Source organism: Streptomyces sp. NPDC057307 (assembly GCF_042667665.1).
Lineage (GTDB): Bacteria > Actinomycetota > Actinomycetes > Streptomycetales > Streptomycetaceae > Streptomyces.
In genome coordinates this window covers 21,095-40,414 of sequence record NZ_JBHUZM010000068.1, presented here as the reverse complement: position 1 = coordinate 40,414, position 19,320 = coordinate 21,095, and the positions used below count along the sequence as shown (strand labels likewise).

General features: G+C 70.6%; 19 protein-coding genes. 12 read left to right on the top strand and 7 right to left on the bottom strand.

From position 1 onward, the window contains the following. Positions 1–151 precede the first annotated feature (151 nt). The 4 genes from ACFUN8_RS22430 (at position 152) to ACFUN8_RS22415 (ending at position 4,121) form a co-directional block, all read left to right on the top strand. Positions 152–1,489 carry a ricin-type beta-trefoil lectin domain protein gene (locus ACFUN8_RS22430; RefSeq protein ID WP_383640404.1) on the top strand — a complete coding sequence of 446 codons (1,338 nt, stop codon included), beginning with the start codon at positions 152–154 and terminating at the stop codon, positions 1,487–1,489. A 209-nt stretch (positions 1,490–1,698) separates the two neighbouring features. Next, positions 1,699–2,460 carry an SDR family NAD(P)-dependent oxidoreductase gene (locus ACFUN8_RS22425; RefSeq protein ID WP_383640401.1) on the top strand — a complete coding sequence of 254 codons (762 nt, stop codon included), beginning with the start codon at positions 1,699–1,701 and terminating at the stop codon, positions 2,458–2,460. Between the two features lie 107 nt (positions 2,461–2,567). Next, positions 2,568–3,071, top strand: coding sequence for a 2,4'-dihydroxyacetophenone dioxygenase family protein (locus ACFUN8_RS22420; protein WP_383640398.1), 504 nt, complete (start codon positions 2,568–2,570; stop codon positions 3,069–3,071). A gap of 81 nt (positions 3,072–3,152) precedes the next feature. Further along, positions 3,153–4,121, top strand: a complete 969-nt coding sequence (locus ACFUN8_RS22415) for a LysR family transcriptional regulator (RefSeq protein ID WP_383640395.1) — start codon at positions 3,153–3,155, stop codon at positions 4,119–4,121. 148 nt (positions 4,122–4,269) lie between these two features. Here the strand turns inward: ACFUN8_RS22415 and ACFUN8_RS22410 are convergent, their stop codons facing one another. Further along, positions 4,270–5,202: a LysR family transcriptional regulator gene (locus ACFUN8_RS22410; protein ID WP_383640392.1), complete on the bottom strand. Its 933-nt coding sequence runs from the start codon at positions 5,200–5,202 to the stop codon at positions 4,270–4,272. Positions 5,203–5,438: 236 nt separating this feature from the next. On the opposite strand from ACFUN8_RS22410, the gene ACFUN8_RS22405 reads away from it, so the two are divergent. The 3 genes from ACFUN8_RS22405 (at position 5,439) to ACFUN8_RS22395 (ending at position 8,488) form a co-directional block, all read left to right on the top strand. Further along, a complete protein-coding gene (locus tag ACFUN8_RS22405) occupies positions 5,439–6,779 on the top strand; it encodes an MFS transporter (protein ID WP_383640389.1) in 1,341 nt (446 codons plus the stop codon). Positions 6,780–6,879: 100 nt separating this feature from the next. Beyond that, positions 6,880–7,536, top strand: a complete 657-nt coding sequence (locus ACFUN8_RS22400) for an RraA family protein (RefSeq protein ID WP_383640386.1) — start codon at positions 6,880–6,882, stop codon at positions 7,534–7,536. Positions 7,537–7,540: 4 nt separating this feature from the next. After that, on the top strand, positions 7,541–8,488 hold the full coding sequence (locus ACFUN8_RS22395) for a sugar kinase (protein WP_383640384.1): 948 nt from the start codon (positions 7,541–7,543) through the stop codon (positions 8,486–8,488). 98 nt (positions 8,489–8,586) lie between these two features. On the opposite strand, the gene ACFUN8_RS22390 is transcribed toward ACFUN8_RS22395, so the two are convergent. Continuing rightward, positions 8,587–9,228 (bottom strand): TetR/AcrR family transcriptional regulator, encoded by a 642-nt coding sequence (locus tag ACFUN8_RS22390; protein ID WP_383640381.1) that lies wholly within the window; start codon positions 9,226–9,228, stop codon positions 8,587–8,589. A gap of 103 nt (positions 9,229–9,331) precedes the next feature. On the opposite strand from ACFUN8_RS22390, the gene ACFUN8_RS22385 reads away from it, so the two are divergent. After that, positions 9,332–10,795 carry an amidase gene (locus ACFUN8_RS22385; RefSeq protein ID WP_383640378.1) on the top strand — a complete coding sequence of 488 codons (1,464 nt, stop codon included), beginning with the start codon at positions 9,332–9,334 and terminating at the stop codon, positions 10,793–10,795. 86 nt (positions 10,796–10,881) lie between these two features. Here the strand turns inward: ACFUN8_RS22385 and ACFUN8_RS22380 are convergent, their stop codons facing one another. From ACFUN8_RS22380 to ACFUN8_RS22365, 4 genes are all read right to left on the bottom strand, one after another. Then, on the bottom strand, positions 10,882–12,219 hold the full coding sequence (locus tag ACFUN8_RS22380) for an amidohydrolase/deacetylase family metallohydrolase (protein WP_383640375.1): 1,338 nt from the start codon (positions 12,217–12,219) through the stop codon (positions 10,882–10,884). A 67-nt stretch (positions 12,220–12,286) separates the two neighbouring features. Then, on the bottom strand, positions 12,287–12,757 hold the full coding sequence (locus ACFUN8_RS22375) for a RidA family protein (protein ID WP_383640372.1): 471 nt from the start codon (positions 12,755–12,757) through the stop codon (positions 12,287–12,289). A 135-nt stretch (positions 12,758–12,892) separates the two neighbouring features. Beyond that, a complete protein-coding gene (locus tag ACFUN8_RS22370; protein WP_383640369.1) occupies positions 12,893–14,443 on the bottom strand; it encodes an aminotransferase class V-fold PLP-dependent enzyme in 1,551 nt (516 codons plus the stop codon). Positions 14,444–14,802: 359 nt separating this feature from the next. Then, positions 14,803–15,282, bottom strand: a complete 480-nt coding sequence (locus ACFUN8_RS22365) for a hypothetical protein (RefSeq protein WP_383640366.1) — start codon at positions 15,280–15,282, stop codon at positions 14,803–14,805. 530 nt (positions 15,283–15,812) lie between these two features. Between ACFUN8_RS22365 and ACFUN8_RS22360 the strand changes: the two genes are divergently transcribed. Beyond that, positions 15,813–16,187 (top strand): SRPBCC domain-containing protein, encoded by a 375-nt coding sequence (locus ACFUN8_RS22360; protein WP_383640363.1) that lies wholly within the window; start codon positions 15,813–15,815, stop codon positions 16,185–16,187. A 40-nt stretch (positions 16,188–16,227) separates the two neighbouring features. On the opposite strand, the gene ACFUN8_RS22355 is transcribed toward ACFUN8_RS22360, so the two are convergent. Next, positions 16,228–16,866 (bottom strand): hypothetical protein, encoded by a 639-nt coding sequence (locus tag ACFUN8_RS22355; RefSeq protein ID WP_383640360.1) that lies wholly within the window; start codon positions 16,864–16,866, stop codon positions 16,228–16,230. Positions 16,867–16,991: 125 nt separating this feature from the next. Between ACFUN8_RS22355 and ACFUN8_RS22350 the strand changes: the two genes are divergently transcribed. The 3 genes from ACFUN8_RS22350 to ACFUN8_RS22340 all read left to right on the top strand — a co-directional run bounded on the left by ACFUN8_RS22350 (position 16,992) and on the right by ACFUN8_RS22340 (position 19,314). Further along, positions 16,992–17,747: a VOC family protein gene (locus ACFUN8_RS22350; protein ID WP_383640357.1), complete on the top strand. Its 756-nt coding sequence runs from the start codon at positions 16,992–16,994 to the stop codon at positions 17,745–17,747. Positions 17,748–17,854: 107 nt separating this feature from the next. Beyond that, positions 17,855–18,838: an aldo/keto reductase gene (locus ACFUN8_RS22345; protein ID WP_383640354.1), complete on the top strand. Its 984-nt coding sequence runs from the start codon at positions 17,855–17,857 to the stop codon at positions 18,836–18,838. A 47-nt stretch (positions 18,839–18,885) separates the two neighbouring features. Then, positions 18,886–19,314: a pyridoxamine 5'-phosphate oxidase family protein gene (locus tag ACFUN8_RS22340; RefSeq protein WP_383640351.1), complete on the top strand. Its 429-nt coding sequence runs from the start codon at positions 18,886–18,888 to the stop codon at positions 19,312–19,314. Positions 19,315–19,320 lie beyond the last annotated feature (6 nt).

Genomic DNA, 19,320 nt, shown 5'->3' with positions numbered 1-19,320 from the left:
CCGGGCCGGACAGGTCCCGGCCCGTCCGGCACCCGAGGACGATCCGGCCCACCGGGCGTTCCCGGCGGGCCCCCTCAGAAGTGGACGGTGACCTCGCATGACCGCCATGTTCAAGCCCTGGAAGCACCTCAGACCGCTGGCACTGCTGGCCATGCCCCTGGTGGCCGTCGCCTCGACCATGAGCGTGACGCCCGCGACCGCCGCCGTCGCGGCCGTCGGCACCATCACCGGCCTCGGTGGCAAGTGCGTGGACGTGGCGGGCGCGAGCTCCGCCAACGGCGCGGCCGTTCAGCTGTACGACTGCAACGGCAGCGCCGCGCAGCAGTGGGACGTCGCCTCGGACGGCACGATCCGCGCGCTGGGCAAGTGCCTCGACGTGAAGGACAACGGCACGGCGAACGGTGCCGTCCTCCAGCTCTGGTCCTGCTCCGGAGCCGCCAACCAGAAGTGGACCGTCTCGGCGGCCCGCGACATCGTCAACACCCAGGCGAACAAGTGCCTGGACGCCACCGGCAACAGCTCCGCCAACGGCACCAAGCTCCAGCTGTGGACCTGCACCGGCTCCGCGAACCAGAAGTGGACCGCGCCCTCCGGCGGCGGGAACCCCGACCCGGGCGGCGCGCCCATGGCCGTCGCGCCGTACATCTACAACGGCTGGGGAAGCCCGCCCAACCCCGCCACCGTCCAGAACGCGACCGGCGTGAAGTGGTTCACCCTCGCCTTCGTACTCAGCAACGGCTATTGCAACCCGCAGTGGGACGGCGGCCGGCCGCTGACCGGCGGCGTGGACCAGCAGACCATCAACACCGTCCGCGCGGGCGGCGGCGACGTCATCCCGTCCTTCGGCGGCTGGAGCGGCAACAAGCTGGAGAGCTCCTGCGGCAGCGCGGGTGAGCTGGCCGCCGCGTACCAGAAGGTCATCAACGCCTACGGCCTGAAGGCCATCGACATCGACATCGAGGCCGCCGCCTACGACAGCCCCACCGTCCAGCAGCGCACGGTGGACGCGCTCAAGACGATCCGGGCCAACAACCCCGGCATCAAGCTCTACATCACCTTCGGCACCGGCCAGAACGGCCCCGACACCAGCCTGATCAACCGCGCGGCCTCCTCCGGCCTCACGATCGACAGCTGGACGATCATGCCGTTCAACTTCGGTGGCAACGGCCAGAACATGGGCACGCTGTCGGTCCGTGCGGCCGAGGGTCTGAAGACCGCTGTCAAGAACGCCTACGGCTACGGCGACGACGAGGCGTACCGCAAGACCGGTATCTCGTCGATGAACGGCGTCACGGACGTCGGCGAGACCATCACCGTCGCCGACTTCCGGACCATCCTCGCCTACGCGCAGCAGCGCCACCTCGCCCGGCTGACCTTCTGGTCGGTCAACCGCGACCGGCCCTGCACCGGCGGCGGGGCGGACACCTGCTCCGGCGTGGGCCAGGGCGACTGGGACTTCACCCGCGTACTGGCGCAGTACCGAGGCTGACCCGGCAGCTCCTGCCGCCACCGCCCCGGACACCGTTCCCACCCACGGTGTCCGGGGCGGTGCGCGTGCGGGGCCGGGTCCTGGCCGCGCACGCGCACCGCCGTAATCGAATGGGGGTCATCCTCCTCCCGCATGATCGAAGGCCCCGCACCGCCGGGGCTGTTGGAATCGGACCCGAAGCGTCGTGATTCCGTGCGGAGGGGATGGCAGTGAGCGAGGAGCACCTTGCGGAGCCCGTCGACGACGGGGAGCACGACGCGGGAGGCGAGGACCGGCGCACAGTCGTCGTCACCGGTGGCACCAGTGGCATCGGCGCCGCCGTCGCCGAGCGATTCGCCGCCGCCGGCGCCCGGGTGATCGCCGCCGGGCTCGATGCCGCCGGCGCCGCCGGACGACTGCCCGACTCGGTCCGCCGCGTCGAGATCGACCTGACCCGCGCCCGGGACCTCGAAGACTTCCTCGGCGGTGTCGAAAGGCTCGACGTCCTCGTCAACGCGGCCGGCGTCATCGCCCGTGGCCACGAGTACGAACCCGAGGTCTTCGCCCGCGTCGTCGACGTCAACCTCACGGGCACCATGCGCGCCTGCGTCGCCTCGCACGACCTGCTGCGCCGCTCGGGCGGCTGCATCGTCAACGTCGCCTCCATGCTGAGCTTCTTCGGCGGCCCCAGGGTCCCCGCCTACACGGCGAGCAAGGGCGGCATCACGCAGCTCACCAAGGCGCTCGCCGTGGCCTGGGCCGAGGACGGCATCCGCGTCAACGCCGTCGCGCCGGGCTGGATCCGTACGGCTCTGACGGCCGACCTGCAGACCAACGACGAGGCGGCGCGGCGGATCATCGAGCGCACCCCGATGGGGCGTTGGGGCGAACCGGCCGACGTGGCCGGCGCCGTGACGTTCCTCTGCGGCCGGGACGCGCGCTTCGTCACCGGAGCCGTACTCCCGGTGGACGGCGGCTATCTCGCCGCCTGAACTGTCGGGCGCCCGCACGTCCGAGTGCCGGACCCCCCTGTCCCCGGCTGCTCGTGAGTCCCCGAACTCCCGAATCCCCCTGAACCCCGTATCCCAGGAGGAGCACCATGACCGATCAGCAAGGCCCCGTCATCCCGCTGTCCACCATGGTCCCGGAGGAGATCGCCGTCGCCGCCCTCCCCGACGACGACCGGATCTGGGTGCCGCAGGCCCCCAACGTCTGGTTCCGACCACTGATGTTCAACACCGTCACCGGCCAGTGGTGCAATCTGCTGAAGGTCACGGCGGCGGGGATCGTTTCACGCCATCGCCACCCCGGAGTCGTCTTCGGCTACGTCATCAAGGGCAAGTGGCACTACTACGAGCACGACTGGGTCGCCGAGGCCGGACACTTCGTCTACGAGCCCCCGGGCGAGATCCACACCCTCGCCGTCCCGGCGGACTGCGACGAGATGATCACGTTCTTCAACATCACCGGAGCGATGGCCTACGTGGACGACAACGGCGTCCAGATCGGCTACGAGGACACCTTCACGAAGATCGACATGTGTCGTGCCCACTACACGGAAAATGGTCTCGGCGCCGACTACGTGAATCGGTTCATTCGCTGAAGAAACCCTCCATAGCCCCCGTGACCTGCGCTGTAGGCTCCCTGACCTAGGTGAAGACCTAGGCACAAGGGACGGGGACTCATGGACATCGGGAGCGTCTACCACTACCGGATCGACTGGATCGCCAGCTTCGTGGCCGTGGCCCACCACGGCGGATTCTCCGCCGCGGCGAAGGCCCTCTACCGCTCACAACCCAGGGTCAGCAGTCATGTCGCCGAGCTGGAACGGCTGCTGGGCACCCGACTGCTCGACCGCTCCGTGCAGCCCGCGGTCCTCACACCCGAGGGCCGCGGGCTGCTGCCGCACGCCGAGGAGATCCTGCGCCGGCTCAACGTCCTGGCCGATCTCACCGGGGGAACGATTTCCGGACAGGTCAGGCTCGGGGCGTACCCCAGCGCGGCCTCGTACCTCTACCCGCTCGCCGTACGCGCCCTGCGGGTCACCCACCCCCAGGTGCGGCTCGTGCTGCGCGAGGGACCGAGCGTCGCGCTCGGCACCGATCTCGTCAGCGGCGACCTCGACCTCGCGATACGCCCGCTGCACCCCCTCATCAACTCCGACCTGGTCGCCAGCCGGGTGCTCTGGCGCGAACCCCTCGTCGCCGTCTTCCGCGCCGACCATCCGCTCGCGCGCACCGGCTCCGTACGTCTCGCGCAGACCGCGATGCTCCCGGTGATCAGCATCGGCGAGAGCGGCGAGGGCCAGGCCCGCCAGTACGAGACGAACCTCGCCTTCGCCAACGCCGGTCTCAACCCGGTCATCGCGGCCCGGACGAACCAGCCCCAGACCCTGATCTCCCTGGTCCGCCACGGACTTGGTGTCGGCGTCACCAACAGCCTCGCCATGACGACCGCCAACACCGAGGGCGTGGCGCTCGTCCCCATCGCCGATCCGCAGTGCGAGCGCGCCGTCGCCGCCTGGTGGCGCGCCGGACCGGTCGTCTCACCCGCCGTCGAGGCCGTGCGCGAGGTCATCGGGAAACTGCCCATGCCGCAGTGGCCGTGGGGCGAGGACGCCGACAGCGTACGGACCGCGAGAGCCGGCCGATGAAATCCCCGACCGGCCGTTATCCGAACGGTCGTTGCTCCACCGGCCGTTACCTCACCGGCCCTTCTGCGGCCGGTCGTCGTACGCCAGTCATTCGTTTTCCGAATGCCTTGCCGCCGGAATCCGAATTACCCGACGAGGCCCCTGCGGATTAAGACAGCCGCCGAGTTCCGGGCGGAATGGGCGCTTCGAGGATTTCCCGCAACAGCGTACGCGCCGCCGGAATCAGCGGCCTGTTCGCATCCCAGTGCACCGCCACCCGGCGCCCGCACGGGGCGTCCAGACGCCGTACCGACACGTCCCGGGTGTCCGCCGTGGACACCGCGAGATGGTTGGTCACGCCCACCCCGAGCCGGCTGCGGACGAGCGAGACGAGCGTCTGCGGCTGGTTCGTCGCCTGTACGGCCTCCGGCTCGAAACCGTGCTCGCGGAAGACCTTGTACGTCTCGAAACCGGGCACGTCCGGCGAGCCCAACCGCCCGATGGTGATCAGCGGATACGCCGCGACGGCCGCCACCGGAAGCGGGTCCGGCAACTCGTCCAGCGGGTGCCCCAGCGGCAGAACGACCGCCAGGGACTCCTGCCACAGCGCCCGCAGCCGCACCGTGTCACCGACCGGCGGAGCCATGGGCCGCAGGTAGATGTCTATCTCGCCGTGCGAGAGCGCCGAGTCCAGCTCCAGCGTCGACCGCTCGACGAGCACCACCTTGATCGCCGGGCGGCTCACCGCGAGATGTTCCAGCAGACCGGGTACGAACGCGGCGCTCGCACTCGGATAGCTCCCCAGCGTCACGACACCCCTGGCCGAATCCCGACGGGTGGCCATCGCCTCCTCGGCGGTCCCCAGCCGGTACAGAATCGCGCGGGCGTGACCGGCGAGCACCTCGCCGGCCTCCGTCAGCCGCACCGGCCGCCTGCTCCGGTCGAAGAGCGGCACACCGGCCTCCCGCTCCAGCGCCGCCACATGCATGCTCACCCGCGGCTGGGAGCGGTGAACGGCCTCGGCGGCGGCACTGAAACTCCCCGTGTCGATGACTCCGAGGAATGAGACAAACCATTCGAGACGAACTTCTGGTCGCAGCATGCCCCTTGCTGTACGCGAGCCGACAGCGGGCAACAAGGTCCGTCCGACGAAGCGAATGAGCCGCAATCCGTTTTCCGAATACCCGTATGTGCAACTCGCCCTTCACGCCGGGGACAACGGGCTCATACGCTCACGCCACTACCGGGATCCACCAGGAGCCCCCACCTCCGGACCCGGCGACCGATGACTCCTGCCACTGCTCACGTGCAAGGACGACGCACGTTCGAGGAGCATTCATGACCGCAACCCCACCAGTCCCGCCGACCCCGGCGGGACGTGTCAGATGGACCATGATCTGGCTGGCCTTCGGGGCCGTCACCATCAACTACATGGACCGCGCCAACCTCGGTGTGGCACTGCCCTACATCACCAAGGACCTCGACCTCTCCAAGACCGCGACCGGACTGCTGCTCGGCGCCTTCTTCTGGACGTACGCGGCGTTCCTGCCCGGCGCCGGCTGGCTGGTCGACCGCTACGGCCCGCGCCGGATGATGGCCTTCGCCGTCGCCGCCTGGTCGATCGCGACCATGCTGGTCGGTGCGGTCACCGGATTCCTGGTGCTGTTCCTCGTACGTCTGGTGCTCGGAGCCGTCGAGTCGCCCGCGTATCCGTCGAGTTCACAGATCGTGGCGCGCTGGTTCCCGGTCCGCGAGCGCGGCATGGCCGCCTCGATCTTCGACAGCGGCGGCCGGGCGGGCACCGCCTTCGCGCTGCCCGTCACCACCGTGGTGATCGCCTGGCTCGGCTGGCGCGGCTCGTTCGTGGCCGCCGGAATCGTCGGGCTCTGCTTCACCGGCTTCTGGCTGAAGTTCTACCGGGACCCCGACGAGCACCCGAAGCTGGGCGCCGAGGAGCGCGCCTACATCCGGGCGGGCGGCGCCAACGAGGCGAGTTCGACGGTGCCCGCCATGCCCTGGAGGGAGCTGTTCCGCTACCGCACGGTGTGGGGCATGGTCCTGGGCTTCTTCTGCCTGTCCTTCGTCCTGTACTTCTTCATCACCTGGTTCCCGTCCTACCTGGTCGACGAGCGGGACTTCGACCTGCTCAAGCTCGGCTTCTTCGGCATGATCCCGGCGCTGGTGTCGATGCCCGCCCAGTGGGCCGGCGGCTGGGTGCAGACCCGGCTGATCAACCAGGGCCACACCGTCACCTACGCGCGCAAATTCCCCATCGTCGTCGGGCTGATCCTCTCCTCGGTGATCGTGCTCGCCGGAGTCGTCGAGAGCGCCTACGTCGCGCTCGGCCTGCTCGCCGTCTCCCAGGCGTCGCTCTGCTTCGCCGCGTCGAGCCTGTGGGCACTGCCCGCCGATGTCGCGCCCACCCCGGCCAACGTCGGTTCGCTCGCCGGTATCCAGGGCTTCGCCTCCAACGCCGCCGGTGCGCTCAGCCCCGTCGTGGTGGGCGTACTCCTCGACGCCTTCGGCGGCTCGTACTTCGTCCCCCTCGCCGTGGCCGCCGGGGTGTCACTGCTCGGCGCCCTCGTGTACGGCGTCGTCATGAAGCACGTCGTGCCGCTCGGCACCGAGCCGGAGAAGGCCGTCAAGGGCGCGCCCACCGCGCCCAGGAGCCCGGCCTGAGCCCCGGACCGCCCGGCCTGACCGCCAAGACACCCCCGCCCCGCACCTGTTCCCCCGGAACCCGTATCCCGGAAGCCGGGACAAAGACTGGAGAACCCCTATGACCAGCTACTCCGAGGCGACCCTTGAGGCCTACCGGTCCCTTGCCACCGCGTCGGTCGCGGACGCCGTCGAACAGCACGGCGTCCGCGGCTATCTCGAAGGAGCGGTCCACCAGGTCGTACCGGGCGCGAAGACTCTGGCCGGACCGGCGGTGACGGTCCGTGAGGTGCCCGACCCGGAGCTGGAACCGCCGGTGCACGCCCTGGCCGCGATAGACGAGTCACCGGCCGGCAGCGTCGTGTGCATCGACGCGGGCGCCGCCGACGTGGCCGTGTGGGGCGGGCTGATGACGGCGGGCGCCGTGGCGAGGAAGCTGGCCGGCTGCGTCCTGGACGGCGGGGTGCGCGATGTCACCGAGATCCGCCGGGACTTCCCCGACTTCCCGGTGTACGCCCGCCACGCCGTGCCCGCCACCACGCTGGGGCGCTACCGCACCGTCTCGCTCAACGAGCCCGTCGTCCTCGGCGGGGTGACCGTGCGCCCGGGAGATCTGATCGTCGCCGACCGCGACGGCGTCGTCCGCGTACCGCGAGGGCTCGTCGACGAAGTCCTCGCCACCGCGCAGGACATCGAGAACCGCGAGAAGGAACAGACCGCGCTGATCCTGTCCTCGGGGTCGCTGCGGGACGGCCTCGCCAAGTACAACCGGATCTGACGCGATGACGGCCACCGACCCCTCGGTGCTCTCCCTGGGGGAGCCCCTGCTCGAATTCAACGCCGCCGCCGAGGGAACATTGGAGAGTTCCACCGCCTTCCACATCGGCTTCGGCGGCGACACCTCCAACATGGCGATCGCCGCCCGCCGTTCGGGCGCGAGCACCGGCTATCTCACCCGCGTCGGCGACGACGCCTTCGGCCGGGCGCTGGCCGAACTGTGGCGCCGGGAGGGAGTCGACACCACCCACGTCGTCACCGAACCCGGCGGCGCGACCGGCATCTACTTCATCACCCGGCACGGCGACGGGAAGCACGCCTTCACCTACCGCCGCGCCGGGTCACCGGCGAGCCGCCTGACGCCGGCCGACATACCGGAGCGGGCGATCGCCGCCGCCCGGCTGCTGCACATCAGCGGCATCACCCAGGCGATCAGCGCCTCCGCCTGCGACGCGGCCTTCCACGCCATGGAGACCGCCCGCGCGCACTCCACGCTCGTCTCGTACGACCCCAACCACCGGCCCGCCCTGTGGCCGGTGGCGCGCGCCCGCGCCGTCGTCATGCGCAGCGCCGAACTGGCGGACGTTGTCCTGCCCAACCTGGACGAGGGCCGGTTGCTCACCGGCGTACACGAACCGGCCGACGTACTCGCGGAGTTCGCCGCGCGAGGGCCCACGATCGTCGCGCTCAAGATGGGCGCCGACGGCGTGCTGCTCGGCACGGAGGGCCGCACCACCCATGTGCCGGCCCACCGTGTCGTACCCACGGACGCGACCGGCGCGGGCGACACCTTCGACGGCGCCTTCGCGGCCCGCCTGCTCGACGGGGACTCCCCGCTGGAGGCGGCGCGCTACGCGGTGATCGCGGCGGCGCTCACGACGACGGGCCACGGCGCGGTGGGCCCGATCCCGGACGCGAAGGCCGTACACCGGGCGGGTGCTTCCCGGGGCTAGGGCTTGAACGTGAGGTCGCCGGACGGGCTTCTGCCCGTCCGGCGATCGGCGTCGGGGCGGTCAGGCTGCTGCCCGACCGGCAACCCACGTCGGGGCGGTCAGCCGTCGGTCGTCCGGGACACGCCGACGGGGGAGCGGTGCCGGTCCAGGATGCCCTCGACGATCCTCATCAGTCGGTCACCCGCCTGATCGATGCTGCCGTTCTGCGTGCTGACCTGCGCGCCTTCGAGTACGAAGGTGATCTCGGCCGTGGTCTGCCCGGGGTCGGGCAGCCCGGCCTCGACGCACATGCCGAGCAGTCTGGCGGTCTGGCGGGCCTTGTGCTTCTCGATCACCTGCCGTGCGGGATGGGCGCGGTCGGGCAGTTCGGCGAGGGAGTTGATGAACGGGCAGCCCCGGTACGAGATCGCCGGCAGTCCGTCGGCGATGAAGCGGGCCAGGCCCAGGATCTGCTCCCGGGGCCGGCCGGGGTGTTCGGCCTCGACCCGGTCGAAGGCCGCCTGGTACTCGGCCGCGACGATCCGCAGCCACTCCGCGACCAGCGCGTCCTTGGTCTCGAAATGCCGGTAGATCGCCATCTTGGTGGTCTCGGCCTTCTCGGCGATGGCCTGGACGCCCACCCGCCGGATTCCCTCGCTCTGGAACAGCTCCTCCGCCGCGTCGAGGATGCGCTCACGGGGCGGCAGCTTCGCCACCCTGCCCGGCCTTCCGGCGGTCGGTCTTCCGGCGGTCGATGCCATGACTGCTCCTCTCGCTTCCCGCCACGGTACCAGTCAGTGCCATGCGATACCGTTCGGTATCGTCAGATACTCAAGAGTATCGTTCCAGCCGGTGGGAGTGACAGTGAGAATTGCCGAGTACGTGAGCTTCGACGCGGTCGGACTCGCGGAGCTGGTGGCCCGGGGTGAGGTGACCCCCGCCGAACTGGAAACAGCCGCACGCGAGGCCACGCGGGCGGTCAATCCACGGATCAACGCCGTCGTCGAGACCTGGCCGGCCGACGACGGGCCCATCGACGGACCCGTACCCGGCGGCACACCGCTGGCCGGGGTCCCCTTCCTGATCAAGGACATCGGAGTCGCCATGGCCGGGCGCCGCATGGAGCTGGGCAGCCGCCTCGCGGCCGGCCACGTCGCCCGCGCCGACTCCGCCCTGATGCGGCGCTTCCGCCGCGCCGGGCTCGTGACCTTCGGGCGTACCGCGACACCGGAGATGGCGTACAGCGTCACCACGGAACCCGTGCTGTACGGCGCGACGCGCAACCCGTGGAACCTGGAGCGGAGCGCGGGCGGATCCAGCGGCGGCTCGGCCGCGGCCGTCGCCGCCGGGGTGGTGCCGATCGCACACGCCACCGACGCCGCCGGCTCGCTCCGGATTCCCGCCGCGTACAACGGCCTCTTCGGGCTGAAGCCCACCCGCGGCCGGGTCTCCATGGGCCCCGACTTCGACGAGCTGTACAACGGCCTGGCCGTGCACGGCAGCGTCAGCCGCACCGTACGCGACAGCGCGGCGCTGCTCGACCTGATCCGCGGCCCGGAGCCGGGTGACCCCTACTTCGCCCAGGAGCCGTCCCGGCCGTACGCGGAGGAAGTCACCCGCCACCCGGGCCCGTTGCGGATCGGTGTCCTCACCCAGGCGTGGGGCGGGCGCCGCACCACCGCACCGGTGGCCGACGCGCTCTCCCGTACCGTGCGTCTGCTCGAATCACTCGGCCACCGGGTGGCGGAGGCCGAGGTCGGCCTCGGGGCCGACTGGGAGGAGTTCGTCCTGGCCAACGCCCGTCTGTGGACGGCGAATCTCACCGCCTCGGTCGACGGGCTGGCCGCTGCCTTCAACCGGCCCGTCGACTCCTCGACCCTGGAGCCCGTGACCCTGGCCGGCTACCACTACGGGCAGCGGGTCGGCGGCGCCCAGTTCGTCGACGCTCTCGCCCTGCGCAACCGGGTCGCCCGGAGCCTGGCACGGTACTTCGGCACTCACGACCTGCTGCTCACCCCGACCTTGCCGGAGCTTCCCGTGCCCCTGGGCACCTATGCCGAGGGCGCGGAGGCGCTGGACGGCCTCGGCTGGATATCCCGCGTATTCGACCGCTCGCCGTTCACTGTGGCGTTCAACGTGGCGGGCACGCCCGCCATGTCCGTACCCGTGACGACCGACGCCGGGACGGGACTCCCGATCGGTATGCAGTTCGCCGCGGGTTACGGGCTGGAAGGCCGCCTCTTCCGCCTCGCCGGCCAACTCGAACAGGCAAGTCCGTGGTCGGGCCGAACTCCCGCGGTGTGGGCGGGGAATCACCAGGTCCACTGAGAACCGATCCTGGCGCGCGCGGAGCAGAGCCGCTCCCGACCTTCGCGGCCGGGAGCGGCTCTGACTGTTCGCCGAGGGCGATCCGGCTACGGGGCGGCGTGCTCCGTGTGGGTCCTGTCGCCCACCGCGCCCGGCTTCCACGGCTTCGCCGTCCTGCCGTTGAGGTCCCACACGACCTCACCCGCGCGTACGGTCAGCTCCGTGACCAGCTTCTCCTTGCCGTCGACCCGGAGGCCGAAGCTGTCCGGGTAACCGAACTTGCCCTTCTCCAGCTCGAAGACCGCGATGTCGGCCGGCGATCCGACGGACAGATTGCCGAGGTCCTTGCGGCCCAGTGCCTGCGCGGGCTTCCAGGTCGACTCCTCGATGACGTCCTTGAGAGGCTGACCCATCGCGAGGAACTTGGACATGACGTTGGACATGTCCTTCATTCCCCCGTTCATGCTGGTCACATGCAGGTCCGTGGAGATGGTGTCGGGCCAGAAGCCCTCCTTCTTCCCCTCCATCGCGACGTTCCAGTCGAAGCTCCCGCCGCCGTGGCCGACGTCGAAGAGGACGCCGCGGTCGCGGCCCGCCCGGAGCGCCGGGTTGAGCTTGCCGTCCTCGCCCAGCTCGCCACGCAGACCGGAGTAGACGTGCGAGTAGATGTCGCCCGGCCGCAGCTTCTCGGTGAGCAGCTCCTCGATGGACCGCTCCTCGGCCGATCCGAAGTCGATCATCGCCGGGACGCCCGCGATCTCGCCGGCCTCCACGGAACGCTCCACCGGCGCCCAGGACGGGCCTTCGTAGTGCGCCGTCTTGATGCCCCTGACGATCTCGGGGTACTTCTTGGCGACCTCGGCGGTCACCTGGGCATCCATGTTGCCGAGGTCCTGCTCCTTGTCACCGCCGGCCATGCCCTTGCCGACGATGTTGAGCAGCGCCAGCACCCGGGTCTTGGACGTGTCGATGATGTTCTTCTTGAACAGCTCGAAGTTCTCGGCGCCGGACGAGCCGGTGTCGAGCGCCGTGGTGACCCCGGCCCGGAAGGTGAATCCGTCCGGCGGCAGACCGAGCACACCGTCCGCGTAGGCGTCCTGCTCACCCCGGAACAGATGCGTGTGCATGTCGATGAAGCCGGGGGACAAGTACTTGCCCTTGACGTCGACCGTCTGCTTGGCGCGCGACGGGTCGATCTTCGATCCGACGGCGGCTATCCTGCCGTTCTTCACGGCGATGTCCATGACCTTGTCGCGGTTGTTCTTGGGGTCGATGACATGGCCCCTTCGCAGCAGAAGGTCGTACGTGACCGCGGACGCCGACGCGTCCGCTCCTGCCGGGTCGTCCGAGGACCCGCCGGTGGCGCCGCCGGCGGCCGACGCTCCCACCACGAGGGTGAGAACCGCGGGGAGCACGACCCAGGGGGCCCGTGTTCTCAGTGACATGCCAACCCCAATTTCGTCCGGTGACGCGAGTGTCGAGCGGTGGTTGTGGTGCGAGCGGTCGCGGGGCTCATCGCACCGCGATGCAGTCGATCTCGACGAGCGAGTCCCCGGGGATACCGGCCTGCGCGGCGATCGTGGTGCGTACGCCCGGCTCGGGGCCGAAGCGGCCGAGGAAGACGGCGTTCATCCCGTCGTAGTCGTCCAGGGAGTTGAGGTAGACGTTGACCTTGAGCACCCGGTCCATGGACGATCCGGCCGCTTCGAGGTACTTCTCCACCTCGTTGAGCACATGCTCGGTGTGCGCGGTGATGTCGCCCTCGAAGTGCGCGCCGATGCCCGAGATGAAGACCAGGTCGCCGTAGCTGACGACCGGGCTGAACAGCGGGTTCTCCGGCGGCTCGCCGCCGCCCGGGTAGTGGATCTCCTTCTCGGGCTTGGGACGCTTGCGGTCCTCGGCGGCCTTGACGGCCAGCGCCGGGGTCGCGGCCACGGCCGCCACGACCGGAGCCTTGCGGATGAAGTCCCTGCGGTTCGTCACGTGTTCTCCTTCGTCCGTGCCCGCGCGCGTACGCGTGGGCACGAGGCGTCAATGGGATCGCTGCTGGGTCGGGGAGAGTTGGGGGAGTTACGAGGAGGAGGGGGACCCGGTCGGGCCGGGGCGCGAGCGCGGGGCTCAGCCGCCGCGCTCGGCCTTCCAGGTGGCCTTCAGGTACTCGCCCATGTTGAGTTCGCCGCCCATCGAGTCGCCCAGAAGCGTCCCGGTGAACGTGAAGTCGAGTGCGTCACCGGACGATTCGCTGAGCGTGCTGCGCACGGTCACCGTCTTGCCGCTGACCGCTCCGGTGGCCTTCCTGGACACGTACTCACCGGTGTGGGTGCCGGTGATCTCGGCGCCGTCCTGCGCGAGTTCCAGCCGGTGCGCGGTCGAACTGCCCGCCAGGTACTCGATTTCGAGCGTCCACTTCCCGGTCACGTCGACCGAAGGCGGACGCGGGGGAGCGGGCGGCGCGGGCGGATCGGTGAGTATCCGGACCAGCGCGTCGGCGATGATCTTCTCCTCGCCGGGCTGGAGCATGTACGGCGTGACCGACACACCCGACCGCTCAGGGTCGTCGCCGCCGGCCGCGTTGATCGCGATGCGCTGCTTCGCCTCGTACAGCGTGTCGGCCACGGTCTGGCCCGACACGCCGAGCTTCTTCTCGTTCCAGGTGATCGTCAGCGACGGGGTGCGGTTCGACAGGCTGTCCGGTTGGGTGACCTCCGTCTTCACACTGCCGATCGCGGAGACCCGGCGGGAGATGGTCTTCAGCCAGGACTCCCAGCGCGCGAACTCGGCGTCGTGGTCGCGCTGGACCCACATCTCGACCGCGGCCAGCATCCCCATGGCCTCTTCCTTGCCGACCTTGTAGCCGCGGCCGATGCCGTGGTGGGGCGCGCTGCTGACCCACGCGGCGCGTACGAGATCCTCCCGGCCGAGCAGCAGGCCGGCCGACTGCGGGCCGCGGATGGCCTTGCCTCCGCTGTACGCGACGAGGTCGGCGCCGCGCTCCAGGTGCACGTTGGGGATGGTCAGGATCTCGGCGGCGGCGTCGACCAGCACCGGCACGCCCTTGGGCCCGGCGATGCCGGCGACGACGTCCGTGGGGAGTTCGCTCTCGTCGACCCTCGGGCCCGCCATGATGTAGATCAGCGCGGTCTGCGGGCCGATGGCGTTCTTCAGCTCGTCGGGCGTCGAGACCTCGACGACCTTCACCCCGACCGCGCTGACCGCGTTCTCGTACACGTTGCGCGAGTGGGCCGGGATGATCACCTCGGTCTTCCGGAAGCCCGTCAGATCCGGCAGCCGCACATGCAGGTCGGGGTTTCCGCCCGCGACGCACGCGGTGGTGGCGTGCGTGAGCGCAGCATGACAACCGGAGGCGATCAGTCCGTGCTCCGCCTTGGTGATCTTCGCCAGCCGCTTGCCGACCGCCTCGGCGAGTTCGTCCAGATGCACGAACTGTCTTGCCGCCGCGTCTATCGCTTCCCGCACCTCGGGCAGCATCAGCGAACCGCTGATGATGGTGTACGTGCCACGCCCGTTGATCAGCGGCCGAACGCCGATCCGTCCGTAGACGTCCTTCTTGGCCTTGTCGGCCGCTGCCGCCGTCCCCCCGGGGGACTGCGCCAGAGCCTCGGTCGCGCCGCCCAGCAGCGGTCCCAGTGAGAGGGCACCGCCCGCCACCGCGCCGCGTTGCAGAATTGCACGACGGGAAAGAGCATTACTTGGCATTCCGGCTCCCGTGTCGCCTTGTGAGTCAATGTGCGGACCACGGTAAGGAGCCGGGAGGCAGGTGTTAAGCGCGTCTTCCAGATGACAGTATTCGATTTCCGGATCGGTGTCTGACCTGCGGCTTCGAATGAAACAGGGTCGAGCGTTGAACAATTTACCGTCGGATTACGTATGGCGTGGGGAGTGCGTCGGATTTCCGTCCCGTGAACTGCGCGTAACCGCTTGGGCGCGCTTGGGCGCGCTCGGCCTCACGCCGCGCAAGATGACGAAGACAGTGCGAGGCGAGTCCGGGGGCAGCCCGGAGATCCGGCTCAGCGCGCCGGTTCCACTTCCAGGAAGCGCCGGCGACGGGCGCCGCGGTAGAGCAGAGCCTCCCAGCCCAGGGGAGTCAGGACGGCGGCGCACGCGGTGAGTCGGCGCTCCTCCTCCTGCGCCGCGCCGCTGCCGTGCGGGCCGAGCCACTCCACCCGTACCGTCCCCGGGCGTTCGCCCGCGGCGACACGGAACCCCGTGGCCGTACGCCGCCCCTCGCCGTCGACCGCCGAGGGCGGGACTCCCGCGGCCTCCAGGGCAAGGGCGACGGCACGGACGGGTTGGTTGCGCTCCCAGTCGGCCGGAACGGCGGCGGGATCGGGAGCGGTGGTGTTGGTGAGACGGCGTATCTGCGTCAGACCGCCGAAGGCGACCCGGACCTCGGCGGCACGCACCTCCGGCGGTACGGAGGACGCCGGGCCGTCGCCGGTCGCGGCGGCGAAAGCGCCCGGCCGCTGCGTGTCCCCCTCGGCTGTCATGCCTGAACAGTAGACATCGGCTCCGGCCCTGGACAGCAAAGGAGCCCCGACCGGACGGGGGAGACCGGTCGGGGCCGTTGAGGCGGGGTGCGGGCGGCGGTCGCCTCGCGGCGATGGGCTCCACAGGGCTTCAGCCGAACGATCTTCCCTGTGGGCATTTCTTGATGGGGCCCGGGGACACTGTTCCGTCCACACCCACACTGATCACAACGGCTCGTCCTCGTCGAATGTTCCCGTGATGTTCCGGTCGTCCCGTTCGTGCTTCCGTTCCCCTGGCGAGGTGGGGTGTGGCGGGGCGGGCGCGCGGTCACTGTCAGTGCCGGGTGGTAGACCGGAACCTGTCCGGCGGTCCGGCCGCCCGGCCGTCCACAGGAGGAGATCCCCATGGCCCCGATCCCGGCCCCGACCGGCAGGCTGTCGCGTACACCCGAAGGAGTCGACCTCGTCCTCACCCGCGGATTCGCCCTCCCGGTCGAAGAGGTGTGGGCGGCCGTCACCGAGTCGGCGCGCACCGCCCTGTGGTTCGGCCCGTGGGAGGGGGACGGTGCCCCGGCGGCACGGCGCGTGTGCGGATGGTCTTCGAGGAGCAGGAGCCGTGGATCGAGTTGCGTGTCGAGGCGTGCGAGACGCCGCACCGGCTCGTCGTCTCGACGGTCGACGAGGAGGGCAGCTGGAATCTGGAACTGAAGCTGTCGGGGACGTCCGCGGCGGCGGCCGAAGCGGGCGGTACGGAACTCCGGTTCATCCAGCACCGCGACACCGAAGCGGGCCTCGGCGAGATCGGCGCGGGCTGGGAGTACTACCTGGACAAGCTCCGCGCCTCTCTGGACGGCACTCCGCAGCCCGTGTTCGAGGACTACTACCCGGCGCAGAAGGGGTACTTCGAAGGGCTGACGGCCGAGTAGCCGGTTGGGGGCGCGGCGGCGTGCCGCCGTACGGCTCCGCTCACAGGGCCCAGTCCGCCGAGGCCGCCGACGTCCGGGTGCGGCCGAACTCCAGCGTGGTCAGGACCGCCTCCGCCGGCAGGTCGAAGACCAGCCAGCCACGCGCCGACCGGCCGGCGGTGAGCGGCACGGGCCAGGTCATGACGGGGCCCACCGTGAGATCGGTGGACGCGGGCAGCGGTACATGCCGCCGGCCGAGGGTGTCCACGGCGGTGAAGCTGTGCGCCACGTCGTGCCCGTACGGCCGCGCCCCCGCGTTGCTCACCTCGGCGAGAACGGCGACCCACTTCCGGCCGGCGGCGGCACGCGCGCCTCGCTCCACACCCGGACCCGCATCCGCGCCGCCCTTGGCGTCGGTGCCGGCGCGACCGCCCGCGACCCTGGACGCCTCGTCGACGACGGCCGTCACGGCCAGGGCCAGCATCGCCTCGTCGTGACCGTCGGGATGGTTGACGAGCACGGTGTCGCCCAGCAGCACGGCGGTCCGGGCGGGCCGCACGGTCCGGGCCGTACGCCCGTCGTCGGACTCCGTGTCGTGCGGGGCCGGTACGCAGCCGGTGAGGGTGCACGCGGCACCGACGGTGGCGACGACGGCGAGAACCGTCCGGCCGAGGGGGCGGCGCCCCGATGAGCGTGTCATGACCGAATGATGGAGCGCCCGATCGTGTGGACGCCGCTCATCCACAGGTGTTTCTAGGACATCTTCTGTCCTAGACGCCACCTACGTTGGGGCCTTCGCCACGACGCCCCACGAAGGAGCCCACCATGAGCGTTCTCAGCGGCAGCCAGCCCGAAGGCACCCCCACCTGGATCGAGCTGAGGACCCCCGACCGCGAGGGCGCGCTCCCCTTCTACCAGGCGCTGTTCGGCTGGGAGTACGAGCCGTACCCGACCGGCGACGCCGGCGGCACGATCTGTCTGCTGCGCGGCCGGCCCGTCGCCGGGATCGTCCCGGACCCGGACCGGAGCACCGCCGTGTGGACCATGTACTTCGCCACCGACGACTGCGACGACACCGCCCGGCGCGTCACCGAGGCGGGCGGCCGGCTGATCGAGGTGCCGGCGGACCTGGCAGACCACGCCCGTACGGCCGTCGCCCTCGACGCGGTCGGCGCCCGGTTCGGTCTGTGGCAGGGCCGCGCCCGGCTCGGCAGCGAGATCGTGAACGAGCCCGACTCACTGGTCCGCAACGACCTGATCACCCCCGACCCCGAGCCGGCCCGCGCCTTCTACACGGCGCTGTTCGGCTTCACGCTGGACGGCAACGACGAGGTCCCGGACCTCGACTTCACCTTCCTGCGCCGTCCCGACGGGCACGAGATCGGCGGGATCATCGGCAGCACCGACGTAGCCACGTCCGCCTGGGGCACGCTGTTCGCCGTGGCCGACGCCGATGCCGTGGCCGCGCGCGCCACGGAGTCCGGCGGCTCGGCCACCGAGCCCGAGGACACCCCGTACGCGCGGATGGCCGCGGTCACGGACCCGTCGGGCGCGGTGTTCTCGGTGGGCACGGCGCCGTAGCGACCGCGCCCCGCCCCGCACCACCTGGCGGGGATGTCCGACCTCGCCCGCGCGGCCCCGGCCGCCCCGCCGAATCGGGCCGGGCGGGCGGACGTAGCATCACCCGTATGGAGAAGCGCGTACTGGGCAGGACGGGCCGAGAGGCGTCCGTCGTCGGACTGGGCACATGGCAGCTGGGGGCCGACTGGGGTGATGTCGTCGAGGCCGACGCCTTCGCCGTCCTCGACGCGGCGCTCGAAGCGGGTGTGACGTTCTTCGACACGGCGGACGTGTACGGCGACGGCCGCAGCGAACAGCTCATCGGCAGGTTCCTGAAGAACCGCCCGGACGCCGACGTGTTCGTCGCGACGAAGATGGGGCGCCGGGCCGAGCAGCGCCCCGAAAACTACAGCCTGGACAACTTCCGCGCCTGGAACGACCGTTCACGCGCCAACCTCGGCGTGGACACGCTGGACCTGGTCCAGCTGCACTGCCCGCCGCCCGCCGTCTACTCCTCCGACGCCGTCTTCGACGCGCTCGACACCCTGGTCGCCGAGAAGCGGACAGCGGCCTACGCGGTGAGCGTCGAGACGTGCGCCGAGGCGCTGACCGCCATCGCCAGGCCCGGCGTCGCCTCCGTACAGATAATCCTCAACCCCTTCCGGCTCAAGCCGCTCGAAGAGGTGCTGCCCGCCGCCCGGGAGGCGGGGGTCGGCATCGTCGCGCGCGTCCCGCTCGCCTCCGGTCTGCTGTCCGGCAAGTACACGAAGGACACGGTCTTCGCCGCCGACGACCACCGCAGCTACAACCGGCACGGCGAGGCGTTCGACCAGGGCGAGACGTTCTCCGGCATCGACTACGCCACGGGGCTCGCGGCCGCCGCCGAGTTCTCCGGCCTTGCCCCCGAAGGCGCCACACCGGCCCAGACCGCGCTGCGCTGGATCATCCAGCAGCCCGGCGTCAGCACCGTCATCCCGGGCGCCCGCTCCGTCGAGCAGGCACGGGCCAACGCCGCCGCGGCCTCTCTCGCACCGCTCTCGGAGACCACGCTGGACGCCGTGCGCGAGCTGTACGACCGCCGGATCCGTGCGGAAGTCCACCACCGCTGGTAGGCATGGGTGGGACAGACCCCCCGTACTTGGTGCGAAGGAGACATCCCATGGCCCTGAACGTTGAAGAACGCCAGCAGTTTCTCGCCGAGCCGCACGTCGCGGCCATCGCCATCGACTCCGGCTCGGCGGACCGGGCGCCGCTCGTCGTCCCCGTCTGGTACCAGTACGCGCCGGGCGGCGACATCTGGATCCTGACGGGCGCAGACTCCCGCAAGGACAAGCTGATCGAGGCGGCGGGCCGGTTCACGCTGCTGGTCGAGCGGACGGCCCCCACGGTGCGGTACGTCTCCGTCGAGGGCCCGGTGACGGAGCGGATCCCCGGCACCCGGGACCACATCGTGGAGCTGGCGTCCCGCTATCTGCCCGCCGACAAGGTCGACGGCTACGTCGCCATGGCGAGCGGCGACCACGGCGAGCAGGTCGTCTTCCGGATGCGGCCCCAGCGTTGGGTGTCGTCGGACCTGGGCGCGTTCTGAACCGAA